The sequence below is a fragment of the Paenibacillus sp. FSL L8-0708 genome, assembly GCF_038009325.1.
Taxonomy (GTDB): domain Bacteria; phylum Bacillota; class Bacilli; order Paenibacillales; family Paenibacillaceae; genus Paenibacillus_AQ; species Paenibacillus_AQ odorifer.
Genome location: NZ_JBBPBC010000001.1, coordinates 5,892,652 through 5,917,453 on the forward strand (window position 1 = coordinate 5,892,652; position 24,802 = coordinate 5,917,453).

Here is a 24,802-nt window from a genome sequence, read left to right on the forward strand (position 1 = left end):
CTTTCAACTCTCCTTTATTCCGATCCAGCTCGTCATTCTGCCTGTAATACCGTTTTCTTTGCGATAAGAAAAAAACAAATCACGATTACAGCTTGTACACCATGTTGTACATTCGATATGAGTCGGCAATATTCCTGCTTTTATCATAATGCGTCGATTCATTTCTTTCAAGTTTAGCAAGTATTTACTCTGATCAGTCTCTGAGGCTCTGTAAAGCTCCACAGCATCGAAAGTTTCTATCCCCTCATTCAAGCTGCCCTCCAGCTGCCCAACATGCTCCATCACATAATCATCCACCTCATAACAGCAGTCGCCAATGGATGGACCGATCGCTGCCACAATATCATGTGGATGGCTGCCGTATACCGTTTGCAGCTTACTCACCATAGCTGCGGCAATCTGAGCCACCGTTCCTTTCCAGCCTGCATGCGCAAGACCGACGACTCTACGCACGGGATCATAAAAATAAAGGGGCACACAATCCGCATAAAAAGAAGTCAACAAAACCCCAGGCACATCCGTCAGCAGACCATCCGTAGCTTGAAATGCCGATGCTCTGTCCTGTTGTCCCCGCCCACGGTCTACTTCCCTTACTACAGCTATCTCTGCCCCATGAGTTTGTTCTCCACAGGTCCATGCTTCCGGCTTGAAATCAAGAGCTTCGGCAAGCGCTCTCCGATTGCTCAGGACATCTTCAGGAGCATCCCCAACGTGAAACGCACAATTCAGGCTGTCATAGGGCGCCTTGCTAGCCCCTCCCTGTCTACCAGTAAACCCCGCTGTAATTTCGTTATGCTCCACTCGCCAAGGCTCCAGATGGAGCAGCATAAGCATTTCTTTCCCCTGCACAAACGGTTCCATTTCCTCACCTCCGCCTTAGTGTACCACATGTAAATACCCGTACAAAGTGACGGTTAAGCCTGATCGCCTAAATTCTTAAATAAAAAAACAAAAAACGCACCTAATTAATAAGTGCGCCGTTCGCTGCGATCTCCCCGTTCCAGATACATCGTTTCACGCTCTTCCTGTCCCGGAGACATCCGCGACTCTTCAATCTTCACGAGTACTACATCGGACCCGATCTTAACTATATTCCGCCATGGAATAATCAGATCTGTCCCGCCTCCGAACAATCCCATAAACCGAGTGTATCCGGGTATAACGATGGCATCAATGACACCACGGCGCAAATCAAGCTCCAGATCACTAATCTGCCCCAGCCGCTTGCCATCTACAATGTTGATAACATCCTTCGTCTGAAAATCTGAGATTTTCATTTTTTTGGCAGACCCTTGATAATCCTCGTTCATCTCACCACCCCTGTACAATCCGACCTATAGTCCAATATATGATCCGGAAGCTTGTCAACATGCATTAAAAAGAGGAGACAACCCAAAATCCTTAACCCGGATTCTGGAATATCTCCTCATGGCTACTGCTCTAAGATTTCACGTGTTTTTGCATTTGCTGAATCGCAGATTTCTCCAGACGTGAGACCTGTGCCTGTGAAATGCCAATCTCATCTGCGACCTCCATCTGTGTTTTCCCTTCGAAAAACCGCATGGATAAAATTCGTTTCTCCCTTTGTCCTAACTTACGCATCGCTTCACGTAATGCAATTTCTTCGATCCACGACACATCCTTATTCTTATCGTCGCTAATCTGGTCCATTACATAAATAGGATCGCCGCCGTCATGATAGATCGGCTCGAATAAGGACACTGGATCCTGAATGGCATCAAGAGCAAAAACAACATCTTCCTTCGGCACACCCAGCGCTTCTGATATTTCGAATATCGTCGGTTCCCGTGAGTTCTGATTGGTCAGACTATCACGTACCTGGAGCGCCTTGTAGGCGATATCTCTGAGAGAACGTGATACCCGAATCGGGTTGTTATCACGCAGGTAACGCCGAATCTCACCGATAATCATCGGAACTGCATATGTGGAGAATTTAACGTTTTGTGATAAATCGAAATTATCGATGGCTTTCATCAGACCGATGCAACCCACCTGGAACAAATCGTCAACAAATTCTCCCCTATTATTGAACCTCTGGATAACGCTTAGAACAAGTCTAAGATTACCGTTTACCAATTTCTCTCTGGCGGATCGCTCGCCCTGCTGCTGCAGCGAAGTGAACAGTTGCCGCATTTCCACATTCGTTAGAACAGGCAGCTTAGCAGTATCCACACCGCAAATCTCGACTTTATTACGGGTCATGATGATTTACCTCCCAAGGAGAAACATTACTGTACATTATCTCCCGGGCTCGCCATTTTATTCCTTGCTAATTTCACCTTACACCATCTTGTTAAACTCCTTGCGCAGCCGCTTGATAATTCTTTTCTCCAGCCGCGAAATATAAGATTGGGAGATGCCAAGCAGATCAGCCACATCTTTTTGTGTCTTTTCTTCGCCTCCGCGCAGGCCAAATCTCAGCTCCATAATAAGTCTTTCCCGGTCACTCAGCTTTTCCAGTGCCTTTTGCAGCAGCTTGCGATCAACCTGTTCTTCTATGTTCCGATAGATGGTATCATTTTCCGTTCCTAATACGTCAGAAAGCAATAATTCATTGCCATCCCAATCAATATTAAGCGGCTCATCAAAAGAAACCTCACTCCGTGTCTTGCTGTTCCGCCGCAGATACATTAAGATTTCATTCTCTATGCAGCGGGATGCATAAGTAGCCAGTTTTATTTTTTTCTCAGGATCAAAAGTATTCACAGCCTTAATTAAGCCAATAGCGCCAATCGAAACCAGATCCTCGATATTGATGCCGGTATTCTCAAATTTACGAGCGATATATACTACCAAGCGAAGATTGCGCTCAATCAACATCGCACGAACAGCTGCATCGCCGCTAGACAGCCGCTGAAGCAGATATTCTTCTTCTTCCCGTGTCAGCGGTGGAGGAAGTGCCTCACTCCCGCCAATATAATAGATTTCCTGACTCTTCAGCCCTAGTAGAAACAGCATGCGGTAATATTGCAGCTGCAGAGCAATTTTCCATTTGACCATTATTTGTTCCTCCTCCAAGAAGTGCACGGTTCGCGTGTGAAGCTTTCAAATCCCGCTTTCAGCCATCAGAAGTTTGGTTCAGCTAGCTTTAAAGATTAGGAAGGCAGTGCTGCAACAGTAGCGCTCTCTTTTTGAGTCAAATCAGGATGTATTACAGCCCGATAGGCTCCATCCCCCGACAATGTCCCACCATCCAGCCCAATCAAGACTCTTTTACAATAAAAGATATCTTCACCAAGCTTTATCGTCACCTGATCAGGCTTCAGTGCGAGCATAAATGATGCCCCCCGGTTAACTCCCCTGTAAGGCACCAGTCGCATCCTGTCCTGCCAAGCAAACGACTGCCCGTCCGTTTCTAGTAAAAGTTTGTCCGCTCCGTCCTGAGTGAGTCTACCTTTCCATGTTTCAGGCAGATGTCCCTCCCAAAGCGAAGATTCCATAACCATCACCGGTATGCGGGTCAAAGGATCACAAAGCCGGTTACCTGTGTCTAGCAGGCCGGGACAGGAAACAGTCACTCCATCAATTTCTACTACCACCTCACCGATATAGGTTTCAAGCTGCTCCCTTCTGATTCGTGAGGAGTGCACTGCCTTGAAACAGATTAACACCAGGGGAAATACTGCAATTACAAACCAAAAGCCAATCTTTAGGCGGTAAGCATGCCCTCCTGAAGCAGTGAACATAATACCATTCCAAATATCACCGGAGCTCTGCAGCAAATAGTGAATACCTACAATCCCACCAGCCGCTGCGAAATTGATAATATAAAAAGCTCCCATAGTGCGAAGGTAGCTTTGCAGACTCCCAAAACCAAAGGCAATCCATAGCATAACCACCGACAAGCCAAACTTAATGAGGAAGGTATACATGAAAGACAACTCCGGCACAAACATCATCACCACATACAGCGCACCAACCAGAGCTGAGAGGACTAAGCGCCACCATGATATCCTCAGCTTGACCATCCAGCCTGTCAGCCACAAAAGAATTCCGTCGATCACTAGATTGGCGGCGAATATCAAGTCAATATAAACAACCAGTGCATTCACCTGCTTACTATGGCGGAATCTATCCTGTAGCCAAAATAGATCAGGCTCTGTTTTTTTGGACGATATGATTAGTATAAAAAGTCTCGCATTCAAAGTCTGTCTAAACTTGGGGGGCATTCTTAAGGTTTTTTTGTCGAGTTATAGCGCGGGAGGGTTTTATTCCTACTGAACAGCATTTCACATAAAAAAAAGCACCGCATTGCCCTAGCTCTATTAGCTGGGGAATACGGTGCTTCATATCTCTTAATAAAAATATTTAATTAGTCATTGTTGCCACGATTACGGTTACGCAGGAACGTCGGAATATCTAACTGATCTGACGTGTTCTGATTCCCGAACGGACGCAGATTAGCAGCGTTCTTATCCGGTGCTGCCGCTGGCTCGTTATTCGTCGAGACCGGACGGCGTCCTGGAGCTTCAGGCGATGGTTTATGTTCAAAGCCAGTAGCAATTACTGTTACTTTGATATCATCCTTCAGGCCTTCATCAATTATCGCACCAAAGATCATATTCACTTCAGGATCAGAGGCGGATGTAACAATCTCAGCCGCTTCATTGACTTCGTATAGAGAGAGGTTAGATCCTCCCGTAATGTTCATGATTACGCCGCGGGCGCCTTCAATAGACGTTTCCAAGAGTGGGCTCATGATGGCTTTACGTGCTGCTTCAGACGCACGATTCTCACCATTTGCAATACCAATACCCATAAGCGCTGAACCGCGCTCTGTCATGATCGTCTTTACATCCGCAAAGTCAAGGTTAATCAGACCAGGAACCTTAATTAGGTCAGAGATACCTTGAACAGCCTGCCGGAGAACATTATCTGCTTCACGGAAAGCTTCCAACATCGGTGTTTTCTTATCAACAATTTCAAGCAAACGGTCATTTGGAATGACGATTAGCGTGTCGACTTTTTCTTTCAAAGCTTCGATTCCCAGCATTGCCTGGTTATAACGTTTTCTTCCTTCAAATGTGAACGGGCGAGTCACTACACCCACAGTCAGGGCTCCACACTCTCTAGCAATTTCAGCTATAACTGGCGCCGCACCTGTACCTGTACCGCCACCCATTCCTGCAGTAACAAATACCATATCTGCACCTTTAAGGGTATTCGAAATCAGATCACGGGATTCCTCCGCTGCTTTCTTACCGACTTCAGGGTTGGCGCCTGCACCCAAACCGCGGGTCAGCTTGTCCCCAATCTGCAGCTTGTGCTCCGATTTGGCCATATGCAACGCTTGGGCGTCTGTATTAACCGTAATAAATTCTACACCCTGAACGCCGTTTTCAATCATCCGGTTGACAGCATTACTACCTCCGCCGCCCACGCCGATGACTTTTATTTGCGCCAAGCTCTCCATTTCAAAATCAAATTCTAACATATTGTTCCATCTCCCCCTCAATGTGCTTGGATGGCCGGTCCAAGTATATCTGGACTTACACTTATATAAACTCGCTAAACATATTTTTTAGACGCTCCACAAATCCGGGCTTCTGAACAGTTTCCTGACTCGGAGTGGCGTTCTGCTTGCTCCGGTTGACCGTCTTTTTGTTGCTGCTTCCACCACTGTTTCTTCCACGGAAACTACGGACAACATTATGCAGAATACCGACACCGCCGGTAAACCCAGGGTCCCGTACACCGATATAATCCGGCACGGCGATGCGTACAGATGCAGCCAGCTCAGTCTGAGCAGCCTTCAATACACCCGGCATCGAGACAGTACCACCTGTTAGTATATAACCTCCAGGCAGTTCACTGTAACCAAGCCGTTTAACTTCTTGACGAATCAGGTGGAATATTTCTTGCACCCTTGGCTCGATAATGGCCGCCAGATCCTCTTGGTTAAATTCCTTCTCCACGTTACTGCCAATGCGCAATACCTTGAAGACAACGTCTGAGGCTGCATCGTCAATCCAAGCACAACCATATTTAAGTTTTACCTTCTCCGCTTGATCAGTAAGTGTCCGAAGTCCGTAGGCAATATCATTGGTTACGAATTCTCCTCCGATCGGAATCGTGGAGGTTGCACTAAGAGAACCCTCTTCGTATATGGCTATTGTTGTTGAGCCCGCACCGATATCAACCAGAACAGATCCCATCGATTTCTCGTCCTTGGACAGCGCCAATCCACCAGCTCCAAGAGACATCAGCACAAGATCCTTTACCTTCAGCCCTGATTTCTCAACACAGCGTAGTAGATTATGTATTGGCGTCTTAGCACCCGTAATGATTGTTGCCTCAACTTCCAGACGAACACCAATCATTCCGCGCGGGTCTTGAATTCCTTCAAGACCATCGACGATAAATTGTTTGGGAACAACATCAATCACTTCACGCTCCGGAGGCATAGCAATGACTTCCGCAGCTTTAATTACGCGATCGATATCATCATCGCCGATTTCACGATCCTCATTCTGAACGGCCACAACGCCGTGGCTGGATTGCAGGCCAATATGATTACCGGAAATGCCTACATAAACCTCTGATATTTGAATACCCACCATCTGCTCTGCATGATCTATAGCACTTTTGATCGATTGCACAGTTTGGTCGATATCTACAATCGCGCCTTTACGTATTCCTTCCGAATCGGCAGATCCAACGCCAATAATATTAAAGGTTCCATTGGTAACTTCCCCAATTATTGCCCGAACTTTGGATGTACCGATGTCCAAACTAACAATGATGTCATTGTTGCTCAAGTCCTATGGCACCTCCTGTTATAATCATAATTAATTGCATTACCTTATCCCGGTCCCGGGAAACTTCTCTGTACATATTCAACATACCTAATCCTTTCCCTCTTTTTTCTACAAATTTTTTGAACGGAATAATATTCCAACATCCCCAAATGTGAATAGTTACTCATATGTTATTGTAAAAATAGCAATTATCACAAGAAATATCGGCCTAATTGGTCATCTCAACCAAATATAGTACTATATCTCAAAAAAATCGAAGAAAAAAGAGGGATATAGCTTCTTGCCCGTAACTCCGATTGTAGCATTTTTTTAACTCTATTAGTAGGGACTATTTACCTCCACACTACTCTTGCGCAACATCTTCTTCATCGCTTTCAACCTGAAAAGGAACATATGAATCGGCTTCTAGCATTTTAATGAGTCCAGGCTGTTCAGTCTCTATAATCTGATTCAAATAGGACACCTTGCTCTTTAGCAAAGAGATGGCTGTAATCACCTCAAAACGGGATCTAGTATAGAGCTTGATCCGGTCTGGAAAAGACAAAGTCGGTGAGGGAACAATCTCAGAGATATCACTTGTCAATTCATTAGGAATGCTTGCTAATGCTTGACAAAGCTTAGCCTTATTCGGATCTTCCGGGTCCCAGTTCGTTAATATAGGTTTCTCAACAGCAATTCCAGTCTCATTAACAGGCACTGCAGCTCCACTGGACAGAATCGCCTTTAAGAGGCCTCCCTGTTCCAGTTCATAGGCTACCGCTGGAAATTCCTCAATCTTCACTGTGATCACCCCGGGGAAATCCTTCTGCACGCTGACGTCTTTAATCGTCTTAAGCTTCAGCAGAGATTCTTCCACATCTTTCGTTGATACAGCAAAGAATTGCCCACCTATTTTAATTCCACTTTGTGAGAGTAGCTCTTCACTAGTAGAATACTTACTACCTTGAAAATCTATCACTGTAATATGGCTAATAGACGATCTAAAAAAAATCACAGCAAGAAGCGCAGTGAACAGCAGCAGCAGGATCGCCGTAATCTTACGGCTCATTTTTTTCTTAGGCTTGTCCTCTTTAAGAAGAGGTAATCGGGTTGTAGTCATTCTCATATTCTCCGTAATAAGGCCCTGTCTCCTTCTCTGGGAGATCTGGAAGGAGACAGGGAGCTTTAATTGGCCAAATCAAGTGGATCCGTTACAGGCACCTTACGGCTTATACGCGCGCCAAGCTTCTGAAACAGCTTCTCTATTCCATCATAACCACGGTCAATGTGATGCGCTTGCTCAACGACCGTAGTCCCTTGTGCAGCAAGCCCGGCAATGACCAGAGCTGCACCCGCCCGCAAATCAGTAGCTTCCACAGTAGCACCATACAATCTCTGAACGCCGCGAATAAACGCACGATTCAAATCGATAGAAATGTCAGCACCCATCCGGGCCATTTCTTCCACATGTTTGAACCGTCCCTCAAACACCGTCTCCTTGATCACACTGAAACCATCGGCGAGCGACAGCAGCACCATGACCTGAGATTGCAGATCCGTCGGGAAAGAAGGATAAGGAGAGGTTACAATTCTCTCAACCGCACGCGGACGCCCCATGCAGCTGACATTAATTATATCATTGCATACTGTGATTTGAACACCAGCCCGCTTAAGCACATGAATAAGCGAAGTCAGATGCCCGGCGTTCGTATGTGTCAAGGTCACATTCCCACGTGTAGCTGCCGCAGCAATCATTACAGTTCCAGCCACTATCCGGTCTGGGATTACCTCGTACGTACAGGGATATAAGTTTTTGACACCCTGGATCGTAATGGTATCCGTGCCTGCACCGATAATCTGAGCACCCATACTATTCAAAAATTGCTGTAGATCCTGTATTTCCGGCTCTCTTGCTGCTCCCGATATCGTCGTTGTCCCCTCTGCCTTGGCGGCAGCCATCATAATATTCTCCGTGGCTCCAACACTTGGATAGTCGAGATGAATATCACTCCCTACAAGCTTTGAGCCCCGACAGGATATTCGTCCGTTGCTTTCCTCGATCTCCGCCCCCAGTGCTTTAAGACCCTGCAAATGAAGATCGATTTTACGCTCCCCGATCGCACAGCCACCAGGCTGATAGATCGTTACCTCACCAAATCTGGATAACAGCGGTCCCATTAAAAAAATGGAAGATCTCATCTGCCGCATCAAATCCTCAGGTACATGAGATGTCCCCACGGCTGACGTATCTATCGTCACCGTATCCTCTTGATGCACGCACCTGCAGCCCAGCCGATCCAAGATATCTAGCATAGTCTCGATGTCCAGCAGCTTCGGCACATTATGCAGTGAGTGAACTCCTTCGGCCAGCAGGCTTGCCGCTAGAATCGGCAGCGCCGCATTTTTTGCTCCATGGATACGAATGGTGCCTGACAGGGGACTTCCACCCTCAATCACCAATTTGTCCAATGTATCACCTCCGAGATTACCGCTCACCCACCACAAACACTTCCGATACAAGGTCATATGAAATGTACAAGATTATCCTGCACTACCTTTCAGGTTAGGAAGTGTCCTGGGTGATTGTCACGATTATAGGATTATCCTATGTTCGTTCCTCCAAGTGTGTGACAGAGAGCTGCCAATAAGGAAAAACCTCTCAAAGGTTAATGGCTTAAGACTGTTTACCGGCTAGTCTTCGGAGTTCGTTAGTGACAATGGCAGCAGAATCCCTTTTGCCCAGTCGTTTGGAAGCCTCGGACATTTTTTGGCGTACAGCTTCAGTTCCAATGATTGCTTGCACAGCTTCATAAAGCGCCTTACCATTCAAATCCTTCTCAAGCAGCACCACAGCGGCCCCTTCGCGTTCCAGCTGTCTTGCATTCGCCTCTTGGTGATTGTTCGTAACATTAGGAGAAGGGATAAGTACAGAAGGAATACCCAGCGCTGTAATCTCAGCGAGAAAGGATGCCCCCGCCCGATTTACGATTAAGGAGGTACAAGCCAAGACCTCCGGCATATTGTGAACATAAGGTAGGACATGCAGCCAGTTCGGTGTGCTACCCAGCTTCTGACGCAATTCAGCACGGGTATCCTCAAAATAAGGCTCACCTGTAACGTAAACATAATGAACACCATTACCCTTACCCACAAATGGGGCCATTTCAATCATGGCTTTATTAATAGCCTTAGCCCCTTGACTGCCGCCAACAACCAAAACAACCGTGCTGTTATCCGGAATGCCCAGCGAAGCAAACCCCCGTTGTGGACTAGCCGTAGTAACCGTCGTTGCCCGAGGATTACCTGTGTAGATTACGTGCTTGCTCCCCGGAAAAGCAGATTCTGTCCCTTCAAAGCTTACGGCCACTGTACTCGCGTAACGACTTAGAAAACGATTTGTTAAACCAGGGATAGCATTTTGCTCATGGATCAAGGTTGGGATGCCCAGCCGGGATGCAGCGTAAACGACTGGACCACATACATAACCGCCTGTACCAATTACAACATCAGGCTTAAACTCTCTTAACATTTCTTTGGAAGCCTTAACGCCCTTTAAAAAACGCATCACCGTCTTGACGTTGTCCATGGACAGCTTGCGCCGAAAGCCAGTGATGTCGATAGATTTGAAAGGGATATTCTCTTGGGGAACAAGCTTGCTCTCTAAGCCACGCGTTCCACCAATATACAGGAAGGTAGATTCACTATCTTCTGATTCCAGTTGTCTAGCAACAGCGACTGCGGGATAGATATGACCACCCGTGCCTCCGCCGCTTAATACGATACGCATGTCTTTCACCTCGCATAACGGGATAAGTTCAATAGAATGCCCAGGGAGGTTAACATCAGTGTAAGCGAAGAACCTCCATAGCTAATCAGAGGAAGCGTAATGCCTGTTACAGGCATCAGACCAATGACCACACCAATATTAATAATGACTTGCACAGCCACCATACAGACGATGCCAACGGCCAAATAGCTCCCAAAACGGTCAGGCAGACTCATCGCCACCTTCATTCCGCGCCAGATTAGAATAAGAAACAGGATCAACACTGCCAAACCACCGATAAACCCCAGTTCCTCGGCCAATATAGAAAAAATAAAATCGGTCTGCGGCTCAGGTACATAACTGTACTTCTGCCGGCTCATTCCAAGTCCGAGACCCCCGAGCCCTCCAGGCCCAATCGCGTATAGCGACTGAATAATCTGGTAGCCTGCACCGAGGGGATCGGACCAAGGATCAAGAAAAGCGGTGATCCGCTGCAACCGGTAAGGTGCTGCGGCAACCAAAGCAACAAAACCAGCCACCCCAGCTACTCCTAGTGAGAGTAGATGTTTCATTCTTGCCCCAGCTGTAAAGACCATCATCAAGGCTGCGCCAAACATAACGGTACCTGTACCCAGATCCGGCTGGAGCATAATCAGTGCAAAAGCTGACCCGATAAGCGCTAACGGTGGAAGTAAGCCACGAGTGAAGGAGGTGATATCATACTCTTCTTTTCCCAGCCAATTCGCCAGAAATAGAATCATCCCCATCTTCATGAACTCGGAGGGCTGAATCCCGAAGGAGCTGATTCCGAGCCAGCTGCGCGCTCCCCCGCGAACTACACCAATGCCGGGAATAAGCACCATAACGAGCAGGATAAAGCAGACAATCAGTGCCGGCTTAGCCAGCTTTTTTAACACTTTGTAGTCTGTATTCGCTGTAACAAACATTGCAACAAGTCCCAGTCCTGCAAACAAAAGCTGCCTCTTTACAAAGTAAAACGAATCTCCATAATTGCGGAAGCCTAAAACAGATCCGGCGCTGTATACCATCACCATGCCGATCACCAGCAGAGAAAGAATGGGAATCAGCAACCAAATATCGGGAGCATGACGAGTTTTGTTCATCAGGAGCACACCTCTTGCATCCGTAGTAGGGGCTTATCCACCCCCCTACTTAAAGGTTATGCACCGCCTCTTTAAAAATACACCCGCGCTCTTCATAGGATGTAAACATATCCCAACTAGCACATGCAGGAGACAGGAGAACGATATCTCCTTCTTCCGCCAGAGCGGAAGCTTCCCGCACAGCTGCTTGCAGCACGGCGGCGGCGCTCTCCCCATTATCGACGGAGATAATCTGCTTTAATCCTGCCAGCTGTGCTACATTTATTAGCTTGTCCTTGGTTTGTCCTAACGCCACCAAAGCTTTGACGCGTCCGCTCAGGACAGGCAGCAGCTCCATATAATCGGAGCCACGGTCTAATCCGCCAGCGATCAATACCACCGGCCGCTGAAACGATGTCAAAGCCGTAATTGTCGCTTTGGAGTTCGTTGCTTTGGAATTGTTATAATAAGCGGCTCCAGCCTTATCAGCTACATACTCCAGGCGGTGCTCCACACCGCGAAAAGAAGAAAGCACTTCGCTTAATAGAGAGGGGTCCGCTCCAGCGGCAATAGCAATTCCACAGGCAGCCAGCGCATTCCCCACATTAAAGCGACCCGGAAGGGCGATGGAATCCACATCCGCGATTATCGTTTCCTTGTCCGCAGATTCGCGATAGATAATGTGGCGCTTCAGCTCATCATCTTGCCCCGTAATGTAGGACGGGCTAACAAATACTCCATGAGGCAGCTCCTCAAACAAGGAGAATGGAAGAATCGAAGCCTTCATATAGGGTACAAGTTCCCGGCAGACAGGATCATCCCAGTTCAGCACTGCTGTATCCGTAGCTAATTGATTAGCGAACAGCTTGGTTTTGGAATCCACATAATCTTTCATGCTTCCATGATAATCCAGATGGGTCTCTGCAATATTCAGCAGACAGCCTATCTTAGGGCGGAAGGTCTCCGTACCTTTAAGTTGAAAGCTGCTAAGCTCAACTACCATCCAGTTATCCTCGGTAGCCTCTTGTGCAGCCTGACAGAGAGGCGTACCAATGTTGCCCGCAATTATAGGGTTCATTCCCGCAGCTTCCAGCATATGGCCTACCCAGGTCGTCGTTGTCGTCTTACCATTGGAACCCGTGATCCCGATCATCGGCGCTGCACAAAGTCGATATGCCACCTCTACCTCTGTGACCACTTCAATTCCAAGCTCAATTGCCTTTTGTACAGGGGGCGCAGAATAAGGAATGCCTGGATTCTTGATTACCAGACTTACACCTTCATGAATAAGACCTTCCGGATGCCCACCGCATATAACACAAATTCCCAAAGACTCCAATTCGGAAGCTTCGGGACTTTGATCTCTTTCCTTTTTATCATTCACCGTAACTACAGCGCCGCGTTCATGCAGCACTTTAGCCACCTGGACACCGCTTTTAGCAAGCCCAAGAACCACAACTTCTTCACCACGATACTTATCTGGATGTTTCATTCTCTACAACCCCTTGCTAATAAATAGTCCCACAGCAGCCAACACCAAGCTAACCGCCCAGAACGAAATTACCACACGCCACTCCGACCAGCCACCAAGCTCAAAATGATGGTGAATCGGGCTCATTCTGAATACACGTTTGCCACGGGTTTTAAATGAAACGACTTGAATCACAACGGACAACATTTCAATTACAAAAACACCGCCAATGATGAGAAACAGCAGCTCACTCTTCGTGACAATAGCAATAGCACCTATCGCGCCACCAATACCAAACGAACCCGTATCCCCCATAAATACTTTAGCAGGGTGGGCATTAAACACAAGAAAGCCAAGTACAGCACCAATCATGGCCGCAGCACATACACCTGCCGCAATAGACGTAGCCTGCATTGCCACCACCGCGTATGCGGCCAAAGCAATGGCACTAACCCCGGACAACAGTCCATCGACTCCATCTGTAAAGTTAACGGCATTCGTCACTGCCATCATCATAATAATGATGAATGGATAATAGAACCAGCCACCCCAATCAAAGCTGAAATCAGTACCTGGTACGCTGATACTTGTACTGTGTCCGGCATAAATCAGAAGACCGCACATCAGAGCACCAACCAGCAGCTGTCCAAATAACTTTTGACGTGCTGTGAGCCCTAAGGAACGCTTAAATACAATTTTGATATAGTCATCCAAAAACCCGATCAATCCAAAACCAAGCGTAGCTACGAGCAGTACGTAAAAATCTGTATTCACCACAGAAAATTTCAGATAAGACAAGGTAAAAGCTACGATAATCACGATACCGCCCATAGTCGGCGTTCCCGCTTTCTTCAAATGGGTTTGCGGTCCGTCATCTCGCACCTGCTGTCCGAATTTCATCCTGCGCAGAAGCGGAATGAAGAGCGGAGCGGCAATGACCGCAAGGATAAAGGAAACAGCAATAGTCAATAACAATAGTTGATAATCCATGGGTACACCCCCTCCAATGATTTAGGTCTGTTGAATATCTTTATTTAGGCTCTGAAGCACTTCCTCGAGCTTCATTCCTCTTGATCCTTTAAATAGAACAATATCCTTAGCACTGCATTTCTCTAGAAGGACAGCGGTTAGTTCCGCTTTATCTGTAAAAGCTTTTACGCACTCTTTGCCGAATTTCTCTTCTGCTGCTTTGGCAATATGAACGGATAATGGTCCGTAAGTACATACAAAATCAGTTAATGAAGGGTCAAGGTAGTAGCCTATTTCTTGATGAAATTCTACTTCCTCCGGCCCAAGTTCCAGCATGTCCCCGAGCACAGCGATTTTATTGCCACTGCATTTCATAGATTGCAGGACATCTATAGCCGCCTTCATAGAAGTAGGGCTGGCATTATAAGCATCGTTTAAAAGCGTAAGTCCGGAGGAAGTCCGAATCACTTCAATCCGCATGCCCGTCAACTTGAGCCTGCTGAGACCCTCCTTCATATTCTGCTCCGTAACCCCAAAATGACGAGCAACCGCTAGTGCAGCCAGAGCGTTAACAACGTTATGCTGACCTGGCAGCGGTAATGTAAAAGCATGTTCCTTATGACGGCTTGACGTGAACGTCATGCCTCCAGTATGGGACATCATCCCTGTTGGATAATCATCATTATCCTCATTTAGACCAAATCGGAAGGTTCTCATCCCTTCTGGAGCCTTAAAAGTGGACTCTTGCATTACCTCAGTCAGCAGCGGTTCGTCACCATTATAAATCAGCAATCCCCCCGGCTTCAGCCCTTCAGCAATCTCCAGCTTGGCGCGGGCTATTTCTTTACGTGACCCCAGCTGCAGTAAATGCGACTCGCCTACATTAGTAATTACCGCTACGTCTGGTTCAGCCAAAGAAGCCAGCAGAGCAATTTCTCCCCGCGAGCTCATCCCCATTTCAAGTACAGCGATCTCTGTATCCTCAGCCATGGATAAAATAGTAAGCGGAAGACCGATATGATTATTGAAATTCCCTGCTGTCTTATGCACTTTGAACTGCACTTCAAGCAGTGACATAATGATATCTTTTGTTGTTGTTTTCCCGTTACTGCCCGTAACAGCGACAACCTGTGGAGCCACTTCCTTCAGATAAGCAGCGGACAACTTCTGAAGAGCCTCTAGTGTATCTTCAACAATAATAACTCCGCCACCTTCAGGTACCGGTCCTTTATCGCGTTGCCACAAGGTTGCACCCGCACCAGCAGCCAGTGCTGCGGCAGCATAGTGGTGACCATCGAATTTGTCTCCAGATAGAGGCACAAACAGGCAGCCGGGTGTGATCTTACGGGAGTCGGTAACAACTCCCGTAAGGGTTGTATTCATAGCTTCGACAGCAGCAGGTTCCCCTGCGCACATGGCAGCAATATTTTCAAGCGTTCTTGTAATCAATAGTTTCGGCCCCTTATAACTTCTTTAGCGACGATGCGGTCATCGAAATCATGAACCACTCCGCCAATCAGTTGATAGGTCTCATGACCTTTCCCCGCAATCAATACTACATCGCCAGGGCTTGCCATTTCAATAGCCTTCCCGATAGCTTCTCGGCGATCAACAATCATATGATACCGGTCAGAGGTGACTCCATCCTCTACTAGTCCTGCTTCTATATCCTTCAAGATTAGTTGAGGGTCCTCCGTCCGGGGGTTGTCAGAAGTTACGAATACCATGTCGCTATATCGTGCAGCGATCTTCCCCATTAATGGACGTTTCGTCCGGTCTCTGTCACCGCCACAGCCAAATACTGTAAGCACTTTGCCGGTAGCAAATTCGCAGACCGTTTTTAATACATTCTCTAGCCCGTCTGGTGTATGTGCGTAGTCAACGATAACAGCAAATTCCTGACCTTCGTCCACTGACTCCACCCGTCCAGCTACACCATCGATTGCCTCAAGACTAGTCTTGATATCAGCCAGAGAGACATCTTCCAATAAAGCAGCTGTAATCGCCGCGAGTGCATTGTAGACATTGAACTTACCAACCATACGGAGCGAAATGTCCGTCTTCCCCTTAAACGTATCTACATGGAAAAAAGTTCCTTTTGCTGTGATCGATATTTGCGAAGCTCGGACATTAGCGTTGTTATCAATGCCATATGTAATCACTTCCGCCGCAGTTTGGGCTGCAAAATATTGACTGGCTTCATCATCCGCGTTCAACACCGCATATTTGCGTTCTTCCTTCCACGGAGAGATCACATTTCCCAATCTGGAGAAAAAGAGCCCTTTAACCGCCCGATACTCCTCCATTGTATGATGATAATCCAGATGATCTTGGGTTAAGTTCGTAAAAATTGCCGTACGGAAGTCCGCACCCTTCACACGTCCTTGCTGAAGTGCGTGAGAGGATACTTCCATTACACAACATTCCACACCTTTGGAAGCCATATCATGAAGGGAACGCTGCAGATCTAGCGATTCTGGAGTTGTGCCTGACATAGGGTAGCTTTTGCCGTCATAGCGCATTTGAATCGTTCCAATCAGACCTGTCTTCATATTCTGATCCTGCATAATCCGCTCAATGAGATAAGTCGTTGTTGTTTTGCCGTTTGTGCCCGTCACTCCGATCATTCTCATCCGGCTGCTAGGTGAGCCAAAGAAAGCATTCGACATGACAGACATCGCAAACCGGCAGTCATCCACAACAATCTGCGGGATATCAAGCTCCAGCTTGTGCTCACATACAATAGCCGCCGCTCCGGAGGCTACTGCTTGCGGCGCATATTTGTGCCCGTCCACGGTGTGCCCAGGCAAACAGATGAATAGATCTCCCGGGCCTACACGGCGGGAATCCGTCTGAAGATCAGTAATCTCCACATCTCCATCCCCGTATAGTTGCGAAGTAGCAAGACAAGCAGATAATTCGTTAACTTTCATAGTAATCCCTCACTCTACATTTTCGGATACGAGCTGAAACCTTATACCTTAATCATTATTCACTAGATGCTCCCATATAAATCCTGATGGTTGAGCCCTGTTCTACTCTGGCCCCAGCCTTAGGAGCTTGATTGATGACCGTATTTCCTGTGCCTGAACGTGCAAGATTAAAATTCATATTTAAATCCTCATAGATATCCTGCACCGTTGCTCCGGTAAGATCAGGTACGGTCACTATCGGAGTTTCGCCATACTTATAAGTTTTGGGAAGCTGATCACTGCGCTCCGGAATCTTCATATAGTGCAGCGAGTCTTCCAAAATATTTTGCACGATTGGAGCTGCAACCACACCCCCAAATTGAATCCCTTTCGGATTATCCACGGCAGTGTACACAACGATCTGAGGATCATCCGCCGGCGCAAAGCCAATAAAAGAAACAATGTGCTCTGTTGGAGAATAACGTCCATTTACAACCTTCTGTGCAGTACCCGTCTTGCCACCTACACGATAGCCGTCAATAAAAGCCGGCCGTCCTGTGCCTTTGGCAACCACGCTCTCAAGTGCTGCCCGCACCTTCTTGGATGTTTCCTCCGAAATGACCTGCCGCACAAGCTCTGGCTTCACCTCTGATACAGTCTCTCCAGTAACCGGGTTAACCCATGCTTTTGTTACATGCGGTTTATAGAGATTACCGCCGTTGATAGCCGCGGATACCGCAGCAATCTGCTGAATAGGCGTAACCGAAACCCCTTGACCAAAGGCTGTAGTCGAAAGCTCTACCGGACCTACTTGATTAAGCTTGAACAGAATACCATTAGCTTCCCCATTCAGATCAATTCCCGTTTTGCTGCCAAAACCAAAATCACGAATATATTTGAAAAGTGATTCTTTTCCCAGCCGTTGCCCTAAGGCGACAAACCCAGGGTTACAGGAGTTCTCAACTACCTGTAGAAAGGTTTGACTACCATGACCGCCCTTTTTCCAGCAGCGCAGTTTTGCGCCCGCCACCTCGATAAACCCCGGATCATAGAAATGATCGTTCTGAAGATCTACTTTACCTTCCTGCAGCGCAGCAGCCAGAGTGATGATTTTGAACGTTGAACCAGGTTCATAGGTCATCCAGATAGGCAGATTCCGGTTGTAAATCTGCGCATCATATTCCTTGTATGATGCTGGTTCATACCCCGGTCTGCTAGCCATGGCTAGTATCTCACCATTCTTCGGATTCATAGCTATAGCCCAAGCACCCTGCGCCTGATATTTTACCATAGCCTGATCAAGCTCACGTTCCATAATGGACTGGATCTGTTTATCAATCGTCAGCTCCAGATTAAGTCCGTCTTGAGGGGCAGAATATTTCTCAGATGAGCCAGGCATAAGTCTTCCGCCCGCATCAGACAAATAAGAAATATTGCCGGCTATACCTTTGAGCAGATTGTCATATATACTCTCTACTCCTGTAATACCCTGGTTATCTATACCTGTGAAGCCTAGAATATGCGCGGCTAAATCGCCGTAAGGGTAATACCTTTTGCTATCCTCAGCGACAACGATGCCCGGCAGCTGCAAATCACGGATGCTCGCGGCAAGATCCATCGTAATTTTGCGGCCGCCGGGCTGAAGTTTCACCGACATTTCTTTTTTGGACAGCAATGTCATCAGCTTCTCCTCAGTCATCCCAAGCAGTGGAGCTAATTGCTGTGCTGTCTTTTGCTTCTCTTTTACCTGCACCGGTACTGCATACACTGTAGGTGTGGTGATATTAGAAACGAGCGGCACACCTTCACGATCCATAATTTCACCACGTTTAGCGGTAAAAGGAATATTGCGGCGCAAGGAATCTTCTACCTTCGCAGTCAATTCCTCCCCTTGAGATAATTGCACATACGCAAGACGCACGACCAGCGAACCGAATAACACTGCCAGTCCCAGCAATGTCCACAGCATTCTCCGCCGTGTTACGACTTTGGAAACCTTCATTCCGTTCTCCCCCACTTTCAACAATAGACATGAGCTCTTATCTTCATGACTATTCGGGACAAACAGGGGTTAGAACAAGCTATGTTCCGCTCTCGGAATCTGTCCCCTCATCAGCAGGCGGGGCCACGGGAATATCTTCGCCATAATCATTTAAAGGCTTCATTTTCAAAGTGACCAAGGTCTTGCCATTTTGCGTGCCTACAATCTGTTCTGAGACGTAACCTTCACCGTCTACCGCAATCTCTACTTTTAGTAGAGTTAGAATTTCAAGTGCATCACGCAGGGATTCCCCTTTTAGATCTGGAATGGTAGGCTGAGCCCCCTGCGGACTTAATAAATAGATCCGTTGCCCTGTAGCAAGCTTCGTACCTGCCTCAGGATATTGACTCTCTACAGTAGATCCTTCACCGACCACTACATAATCGAAGCCTTGATCCAAAAGCGCTTCTCTTGCTTCCTTCATCGTCTTGACTGTTAGATCTGGTGTAGTCCGAAGTGCGACTGTTTCAGTCTTAGCCGGCTTTTTGCTGCTGCTATCACTAGCCTCAGACGCCAGCTTAGGTACTCCCATGTATTGCAGAGACTGGGATACAATCTCTTTAAATACTGGAGCAGCTGCCTTACCGCCGCCAACCTCAACGTTCGGTTCGTCAATAATGACAATAACAGCGATCTTTGGATCATCAACAGGAGCATAACCAATAAAGGAGACAAGTACTTTGGATTTCACATAATCCTTACCTTCAACCTTGATAGCCGTTCCTGTCTTACCTGCCACGCGATAGCCGTCAATATAAGCGTTGCGGCCTGTTCCTTTTACTTGGTCAGCAACAACCTGCTCCAAATATTCACCCGTTTTCTTGGCGCTTTCCTCATCAATCACCTGACGCACTACACTAGGCTGAGTAACCTTTGTCTCACCAGTGTTAGGGTTTGTGACCTCCTTAACTACATACGGAGTCATCAACTTCCCCCCATTAGCGATAGCAGATACGGCAACTAGCTGTTGAAGTGGGGTTACTAGCACTTTACCGTGTCCATATGCGAGTGTCGCAATTTCTATAGGACGTCCAAGGTTAGGGTTAACGACCCCGCTTACTTCTCCTGGCAGATCGATTCCCGTTTTCTCATTGAAGCCAAAATCATTGATATACTGTAATAGCTTGTCCTGTCCGAGCATTTCATATAGCTTAACGAATAGAACGTTACTAGAACGTTTCACACCTTCAAGAAAACTGATTTGCCCCCATCCAGCATGATTAATATCATGCAGTGCCTTACTATATCCCTTTATCCGGATGGACCCGGACAAAAATGTCGCAACAGGATCAAAAAGCTTTTCTTCTACTGCGGCGGCAAGCGTTACAATTTTGAAAGTGGAACCAGGCTCGTATTTAGATTTAATAGCATGATTATAAAATCCCGCCCCATCGGCCCCGGTCTTCCAAAATTCATTTGGATTATAGGTAGGCATATTGGCTAATCCCAAAATCTCCATCGTGTTCGGATCAGCAGCAATGACACTCATACTTTTTGGCTTATATTGCGCATACGCCTTTTGCATGGCCTCTTCTATATAATGCTGGATCGTACTATCGATTGTAAGCTTGAAATTACTTCCATTTACTACTGGCTTATAGGTATCTTGTGAATCCGGCAATTTCACCCCTTGACCGTCACTTTGATAAAGCAGCTTGCCATCGGCACCCTTAAGCTCCGTATCAAAGTATTTTTCCAGTCCCATGATAGCATTGCCGTCCCTATCTGTATAACCTAAGATATGTGCAGCTAATTCATCTTTTGGATAATATCGTTTCTGCTCTCTAACAAGCCCAATACCGGTCTCTTGAATTTTATGTTCTTTACCTAGGGCTACATAAAATTCTTTCACCTTATCGGCAAGCTCCTGATCAATCTTCCAGCCTTCATTACGAATTTCCCGGTTCTTGAGGTAAGCATCCGTCTTTTCGTCCTTGGCTTCAACCAGCTTACGCAGCTCATCCTCTGGTTTGCCGAGCAATTCGTGTAATCCTGTGATGACCTCTTCCCCGATGCCTTGTTGTTGAATCACTTCAGGATTCACCACCACGGTATAAGCAGGGACATCGCTAGCGAGCACACTCCCGTTACGGTCAGAAATCGTACCTCGCTCCGCTTTGATAGTTGAGGTATGCGCCCAAAGTGTGGCGGCCTTTTCCTGCCATTCCTCACCTTGCATAACTTGAATCCAGAACACTCTAACGATCAAAACAAGAAAAAAGAGGGTAATACACCCTCCTATAAACAGCGTGCGAAGTTTTATTCTTTTCAGCATAAGCGAACCTCACAACTTTTTTTATTGCGATCTTGCCAATCGCTCACTAATTATCACCTGGAGTCGTTGCCGAGCTTGCCGGAATATAGATTGTTGCATTCTCATCCGGGGACACATAACCAAGATCCCGTGCTTTTTGGGCGACTTTCTGCTCTAGATTCTGCTTTTCCATCTGATACGTAGAAATCTGCTTCTTGGCTGTTGCAATATCCTGATCTAATTTCTGAGCCTGCAAGTTCAAATCATAAATTTGGACGTAACGTGAAATCAGGGTGATCGCCACCAGAACGCATACTCCTAGCGTCAGCATATACAAAAGTTTCTCTTGCAGCGGAAGTACTCTTCGTCTGGTAACTACTTTTGTCTTCTCGCGGTAAAGGGGGTTTACCTCTTCTTTTCTTTTGGGCTGAACTGCTAAATTGCCGCGGGTATAGGCCATCTCTGACTCTCCTTTATCGTCAATTACAATTTTTCTGCAATGCGCAGCTTAGCTGAGCGGGCTCGGGTATTAAGCTCAAGCTCTTCTTCAGAAGGCACAAGCGGTTTACGATTGATTAACTTAAGCGTGCCTTTCGCGCCGCATACGCAAAACGGAAAGTCAGGCGGGCATGTACATCTGCTTAAATAGCTGCTAAAAATTTGCTTGCAAATTCGGTCTTCGAGCGAATGAAAGGTGATGACGGATACTCTGCCTCCTGGTGCAAGGCAACGTACTGCACTATGTAGCCCTTCTTCAAAAGCACCCAATTCGTCATTCACAGCAATCCTTAATCCTTGAAAGCTACGTTTAGCGGGATGCCCTCCTGTTCTTCGAGCAGCTGCCGGGATACCTTCCTTGATCAGTTCTGCTAATTCTCCTGTTGTCTCAATAGGAGCTTCTTCTCTTCTGTCTACAATTTTTCTAGCGATTCTCCGCGAGAATTTCTCTTCTCCATATTGGAAAAGAACACGGGCAATCTCCTGCTCGGACCATGTATTCACAATTTCAGCAGCCGTCAAAAGTGCTGACTGATCCATGCGCATGTCCAGCGGAGCATCATGATTGTAACTAAAGCCTCGTTCCCCTTCGTCAAACTGGGGAGAGGATACGCCAAGATCAAAGAGCAATCCATCTACTTGGGGAATACCATCTGTTTGTGGCACAAAGGGCACATCCTTAAGTACACTCTCCAGATCACGGAAGTTAGTCTTAATAGTCACAACCTTGTCTCCGTATTCCGCTAATCTTTCTTTGGCGTTCTCCAAAGCCCAATCATCTTGATCCAAACAGATTAAACGGCCTTCGCCGCTAAGCTTGGAAGCGATAAGTGAGCTGTGACCCGCTCCACCGAGAGTGCAATCTACATAGATTCCGTCTTTTTTGATGTGCAGCCCTTCTGTCGCTTCTTCCTTAAGCACCGTGATGTGGTGAAACAAGCTGCATCCCTCCAGGACAGTATTCGTTATTGTGTTTTATAGATCAAAATTGAAATCCACCAATTTCTCAGCGATTTCGTTGAACGATTCCTCGGACTGTTCGAAGTACTGTTCCCAAAGCTCTTTGTTCCAGATTTCCACCCGGTTCGAAACGCCCAGAATGACACAGTCTTTGTCCAGTTTGGCATACTGCCGTAAATTGGCCGGCAGATTTACCCTTCCCTGCTTATCCCAAACACATTCAGTTGCACCTGAGAAAAAAAAGCGGCTAAATGCGCGGGCATCTGATTTCATCAGCGAAAGGCTTTTAAGCTTTTGTTCCATGATTGCCCATTCTTCCATGGGATAAACAAACAGGCAGGAGTCTAGGCCGCGGGTCGTCACGAAGGAGGTTCCGAGCAATTCACGGAGTTTAGCCGGAATAATGATTCGGCCTTTGTCGTCAATGCTGTGTTGATACTCTCCCATGAACATCCTTTTTCCCACCCCTAATCCCCGAATCCCCACTTTACCCCACTTTTCACCACTTAAGCATAATAGATTCGCCATTAAAAATCAAAAACCTTTTTCTGGCCAAGGAAATTTTTCCTAAATCAGATAGCTCGTTTCCCGAAAAACATTTCTCCACAGAAAAAAGCCATACAATCGGAATCTTGTCCGTTGCATGGCTTTGTTAAAAAAGTTGCTTCAGTTCAAGGTACACTGGTTAATACACTTTATTGTTATGCGTTCAGTTATTAATCGTTCAAATTCCAGCTGTCCAAATAATCGACTTGTGCCGGAGTGAGGCTATCGATGTTAATGCCCAGACTTTCCAGCTTATAACGTGCTACTTGCTCATCCAGCTCATAAGGAACATTTTCAACTTTTACGCCAATGCTCTTATAATTATCATTTACATATTTCAGCGACAGTGCCTGGAGTGCAAAGGTTGTATCCATAATTTCAGCAGGGTGACCATCAGCAGCACCCAGATTTACAAGTCTGCCTTCAGCAAGCAGATATAATTTACGTCCGTCACGAAGCTGGTACTCTTCGATATTTTTGCGAACGGTACGTTGGGATACGGATCTTTCCGACAGCTCAGGCTTATTCACTTCAACGTCGAAATGGCCCGCGTTGCACATGATTGCTCCATCCTTCATCACATCATAATGTTCACCGCGAATTACATAACGGTTACCAGTTACTGTAACGAAGAAATCACCAACCTTAGCTGCTTCCAGCATTGGCATTACTTCAAAACCGTCCATATGTGCTTCAACGGCTTTAATCGCATCAACTTCTGTGACAACCACTTTTGCTCCAAGTCCTTTGGCGCGCATGGCAACACCTTTACCACACCAGCCGTAACCGACAACAACTACTGTTTTGCCCGCTACGATAAGGTTGGTTGTGCGAATAATTCCATCCCATGCCGATTGGCCGGTGCCATAACGGTTATCAAACAAATATTTGCAGTAGGCATCATTAACCGCGACCATTGGGAACTTCAATACGCCTTGCTTTTGCAGAGCTTTTAAACGAATAATCCCGGTAGTTGTTTCTTCAGCCCCCCCGCGAATATTCTCCATCAGATCAGGACGCTCCGAATGCAGCAATGTAGCAAAATCCCCACCGTCATCAATAATCAAGTCCGGTTTGCTCTCCAGTGCTTTGATATTAAGGGCTTTAAATTCTTCAGGAGACGGATTGTATTTAGCAAATACTGTGATTCCATCCTCCACAAGCGCTGCACATACATCATCCTGTGTAGATAGTGGATTCGAACCTGTAATGGTTACATCTGCACCACCAGCTTTGACAACCTTCGCCAAATAAGCGGTTTTAGCTTCCAAATGCAATGTGATCGATACTTTCAGACCTTTAAATGGCTGTTCTGCTTCAAACTGCTCACGAATACGGTTCAGTACCGGCATATGCTGGCGAACCCAGTCGATTTTCAAATGCCCTTCCGGTGCGAGTGACATATCAGCCACGATACTATTTTGTTTAGATGAACTCATTATGAAACCTCCTATAAGTTTTGTGGGAAATTACTCCAGTTATCTGCTTCGTACAAAACTCACTTCGTAAGCAAAAGCTTAGTTT

General features: G+C 46.7%; 21 protein-coding genes. All 21 read right to left on the reverse strand.

From position 1 onward, the window contains the following. Positions 1-3: 3 nt before the first annotated feature. On the reverse strand, positions 4-861 hold the full coding sequence (pgeF, locus tag NYE58_RS27890) for a peptidoglycan editing factor PgeF (RefSeq protein ID WP_076276757.1): 858 nt from the start codon (positions 859-861) through the stop codon (positions 4-6). Positions 862-965: 104 nt separating this feature from the next. Beyond that, positions 966-1,310, reverse strand: a complete 345-nt coding sequence (locus NYE58_RS27895) for a YlmC/YmxH family sporulation protein (protein ID WP_036683628.1) — start codon at positions 1,308-1,310, stop codon at positions 966-968. Between the two features lie 130 nt (positions 1,311-1,440). Further along, positions 1,441-2,223: an RNA polymerase sporulation sigma factor SigG gene (sigG, locus tag NYE58_RS27900; protein WP_036683631.1), complete on the reverse strand. Its 783-nt coding sequence runs from the start codon at positions 2,221-2,223 to the stop codon at positions 1,441-1,443. 78 nt (positions 2,224-2,301) lie between these two features. Further along, positions 2,302-3,024 carry an RNA polymerase sporulation sigma factor SigE gene (gene sigE, locus NYE58_RS27905; protein ID WP_036683937.1) on the reverse strand — a complete coding sequence of 241 codons (723 nt, stop codon included), beginning with the start codon at positions 3,022-3,024 and terminating at the stop codon, positions 2,302-2,304. A gap of 92 nt (positions 3,025-3,116) precedes the next feature. After that, on the reverse strand, positions 3,117-4,064 hold the full coding sequence (spoIIGA, locus tag NYE58_RS27910; RefSeq protein WP_076129086.1) for a sigma-E processing peptidase SpoIIGA: 948 nt from the start codon (positions 4,062-4,064) through the stop codon (positions 3,117-3,119). Positions 4,065-4,333: 269 nt separating this feature from the next. Beyond that, positions 4,334-5,455, reverse strand: a complete 1,122-nt coding sequence (gene ftsZ, locus NYE58_RS27915) for a cell division protein FtsZ (RefSeq protein WP_076129065.1) — start codon at positions 5,453-5,455, stop codon at positions 4,334-4,336. Positions 5,456-5,516: 61 nt separating this feature from the next. Then, complete coding sequence (ftsA, locus tag NYE58_RS27920) at positions 5,517-6,779, reverse strand: cell division protein FtsA (protein ID WP_076136520.1); 1,263 nt, start codon at positions 6,777-6,779, stop codon at positions 5,517-5,519. A gap of 343 nt (positions 6,780-7,122) precedes the next feature. Then, positions 7,123-7,878, reverse strand: a complete 756-nt coding sequence (locus NYE58_RS27925; protein ID WP_076276756.1) for a cell division protein FtsQ/DivIB — start codon at positions 7,876-7,878, stop codon at positions 7,123-7,125. Between the two features lie 65 nt (positions 7,879-7,943). Continuing rightward, the gene (gene murA, locus NYE58_RS27930; RefSeq protein WP_036683642.1) at positions 7,944-9,227 is read right to left on the reverse strand and encodes a UDP-N-acetylglucosamine 1-carboxyvinyltransferase; all 1,284 of its coding nucleotides are present in this window, start codon (positions 9,225-9,227) and stop codon (positions 7,944-7,946) included. Positions 9,228-9,432: 205 nt separating this feature from the next. Further along, entirely contained in the window at positions 9,433-10,545 is a 1,113-nt protein-coding gene (gene murG, locus NYE58_RS27935; protein ID WP_076136524.1) for an undecaprenyldiphospho-muramoylpentapeptide beta-N-acetylglucosaminyltransferase, read from the reverse strand. 5 nt (positions 10,546-10,550) lie between these two features. Next, complete coding sequence (gene spoVE / locus NYE58_RS27940) at positions 10,551-11,648, reverse strand: stage V sporulation protein E (protein WP_036683647.1); 1,098 nt, start codon at positions 11,646-11,648, stop codon at positions 10,551-10,553. A 49-nt stretch (positions 11,649-11,697) separates the two neighbouring features. Further along, positions 11,698-13,119 (reverse strand): UDP-N-acetylmuramoyl-L-alanine--D-glutamate ligase, encoded by a 1,422-nt coding sequence (murD, locus tag NYE58_RS27945; RefSeq protein WP_076276754.1) that lies wholly within the window; start codon positions 13,117-13,119, stop codon positions 11,698-11,700. Positions 13,120-13,122: 3 nt separating this feature from the next. Beyond that, the gene (mraY, locus tag NYE58_RS27950; protein WP_036683653.1) at positions 13,123-14,088 is read right to left on the reverse strand and encodes a phospho-N-acetylmuramoyl-pentapeptide-transferase; all 966 of its coding nucleotides are present in this window, start codon (positions 14,086-14,088) and stop codon (positions 13,123-13,125) included. Between the two features lie 21 nt (positions 14,089-14,109). Next, positions 14,110-15,516, reverse strand: a complete 1,407-nt coding sequence (locus NYE58_RS27955) for a UDP-N-acetylmuramoyl-tripeptide--D-alanyl-D-alanine ligase (protein ID WP_076276753.1) — start codon at positions 15,514-15,516, stop codon at positions 14,110-14,112. Further along, the gene (locus NYE58_RS27960) at positions 15,513-17,000 is read right to left on the reverse strand and encodes a UDP-N-acetylmuramoyl-L-alanyl-D-glutamate--2,6-diaminopimelate ligase (RefSeq protein WP_038572864.1); all 1,488 of its coding nucleotides are present in this window, start codon (positions 16,998-17,000) and stop codon (positions 15,513-15,515) included. The genes NYE58_RS27955 and NYE58_RS27960 overlap by 4 nt, the downstream gene beginning before the upstream one ends. Before the next feature lie 55 nt (positions 17,001-17,055). Next, positions 17,056-18,981 carry a stage V sporulation protein D gene (locus NYE58_RS27965; RefSeq protein ID WP_076136530.1) on the reverse strand — a complete coding sequence of 642 codons (1,926 nt, stop codon included), beginning with the start codon at positions 18,979-18,981 and terminating at the stop codon, positions 17,056-17,058. 79 nt (positions 18,982-19,060) lie between these two features. Next, positions 19,061-21,295: a penicillin-binding transpeptidase domain-containing protein gene (locus tag NYE58_RS27970; protein WP_341003588.1), complete on the reverse strand. Its 2,235-nt coding sequence runs from the start codon at positions 21,293-21,295 to the stop codon at positions 19,061-19,063. A 46-nt stretch (positions 21,296-21,341) separates the two neighbouring features. Beyond that, positions 21,342-21,734: a septum formation initiator family protein gene (locus NYE58_RS27975; RefSeq protein WP_036683668.1), complete on the reverse strand. Its 393-nt coding sequence runs from the start codon at positions 21,732-21,734 to the stop codon at positions 21,342-21,344. A 23-nt stretch (positions 21,735-21,757) separates the two neighbouring features. After that, the gene (gene rsmH / locus NYE58_RS27980; RefSeq protein WP_076217858.1) at positions 21,758-22,711 is read right to left on the reverse strand and encodes a 16S rRNA (cytosine(1402)-N(4))-methyltransferase RsmH; all 954 of its coding nucleotides are present in this window, start codon (positions 22,709-22,711) and stop codon (positions 21,758-21,760) included. Between the two features lie 36 nt (positions 22,712-22,747). Next, the gene (gene mraZ / locus NYE58_RS27985) at positions 22,748-23,185 is read right to left on the reverse strand and encodes a division/cell wall cluster transcriptional repressor MraZ (RefSeq protein WP_036683674.1); all 438 of its coding nucleotides are present in this window, start codon (positions 23,183-23,185) and stop codon (positions 22,748-22,750) included. 263 nt (positions 23,186-23,448) lie between these two features. Beyond that, complete coding sequence (locus NYE58_RS27990) at positions 23,449-24,720, reverse strand: adenosylhomocysteinase (protein WP_170914265.1); 1,272 nt, start codon at positions 24,718-24,720, stop codon at positions 23,449-23,451. Positions 24,721-24,802 lie beyond the last annotated feature (82 nt).

Excerpts from the sequence above, each read along its gene's own strand:
- ftsZ (WP_076129065.1), bottom strand. The coding sequence starts at position 5,455 with ATGTTAGAATTTGATTTTGAAATGGAGAGCTTGGCGCAAATAAAAGTC.
- mraZ (WP_036683674.1), bottom strand. The coding sequence starts at position 23,185 with ATGTTCATGGGAGAGTATCAACACAGCATTGACGACAAAGGCCGAATC.
- mraY (WP_036683653.1), bottom strand. The coding sequence starts at position 14,088 with ATGGATTATCAACTATTGTTATTGACTATTGCTGTTTCCTTTATCCTT.
- NYE58_RS27925 (WP_076276756.1), bottom strand. The coding sequence starts at position 7,878 with ATGACTACAACCCGATTACCTCTTCTTAAAGAGGACAAGCCTAAGAAA.
- spoVE (WP_036683647.1), bottom strand. The coding sequence starts at position 11,648 with ATGAACAAAACTCGTCATGCTCCCGATATTTGGTTGCTGATTCCCATT.
- NYE58_RS27965 (WP_076136530.1), bottom strand. The coding sequence starts at position 18,981 with ATGAAGGTTTCCAAAGTCGTAACACGGCGGAGAATGCTGTGGACATTG.
- NYE58_RS27895 (WP_036683628.1), bottom strand. The coding sequence starts at position 1,310 with ATGAACGAGGATTATCAAGGGTCTGCCAAAAAAATGAAAATCTCAGAT.
- NYE58_RS27960 (WP_038572864.1), bottom strand. The coding sequence starts at position 17,000 with ATGAAAGTTAACGAATTATCTGCTTGTCTTGCTACTTCGCAACTATAC.
- murG (WP_076136524.1), bottom strand. The coding sequence starts at position 10,545 with ATGCGTATCGTATTAAGCGGCGGAGGCACGGGTGGTCATATCTATCCC.
- sigG (WP_036683631.1), bottom strand. The coding sequence starts at position 2,223 with ATGACCCGTAATAAAGTCGAGATTTGCGGTGTGGATACTGCTAAGCTG.
- NYE58_RS27970 (WP_341003588.1), bottom strand. The coding sequence starts at position 21,295 with ATGCTGAAAAGAATAAAACTTCGCACGCTGTTTATAGGAGGGTGTATT.
- pgeF (WP_076276757.1), bottom strand. The coding sequence starts at position 861 with ATGGAACCGTTTGTGCAGGGGAAAGAAATGCTTATGCTGCTCCATCTG.
- murD (WP_076276754.1), bottom strand. The coding sequence starts at position 13,119 with ATGAAACATCCAGATAAGTATCGTGGTGAAGAAGTTGTGGTTCTTGGG.
- NYE58_RS27975 (WP_036683668.1), bottom strand. The coding sequence starts at position 21,734 with ATGGCCTATACCCGCGGCAATTTAGCAGTTCAGCCCAAAAGAAAAGAA.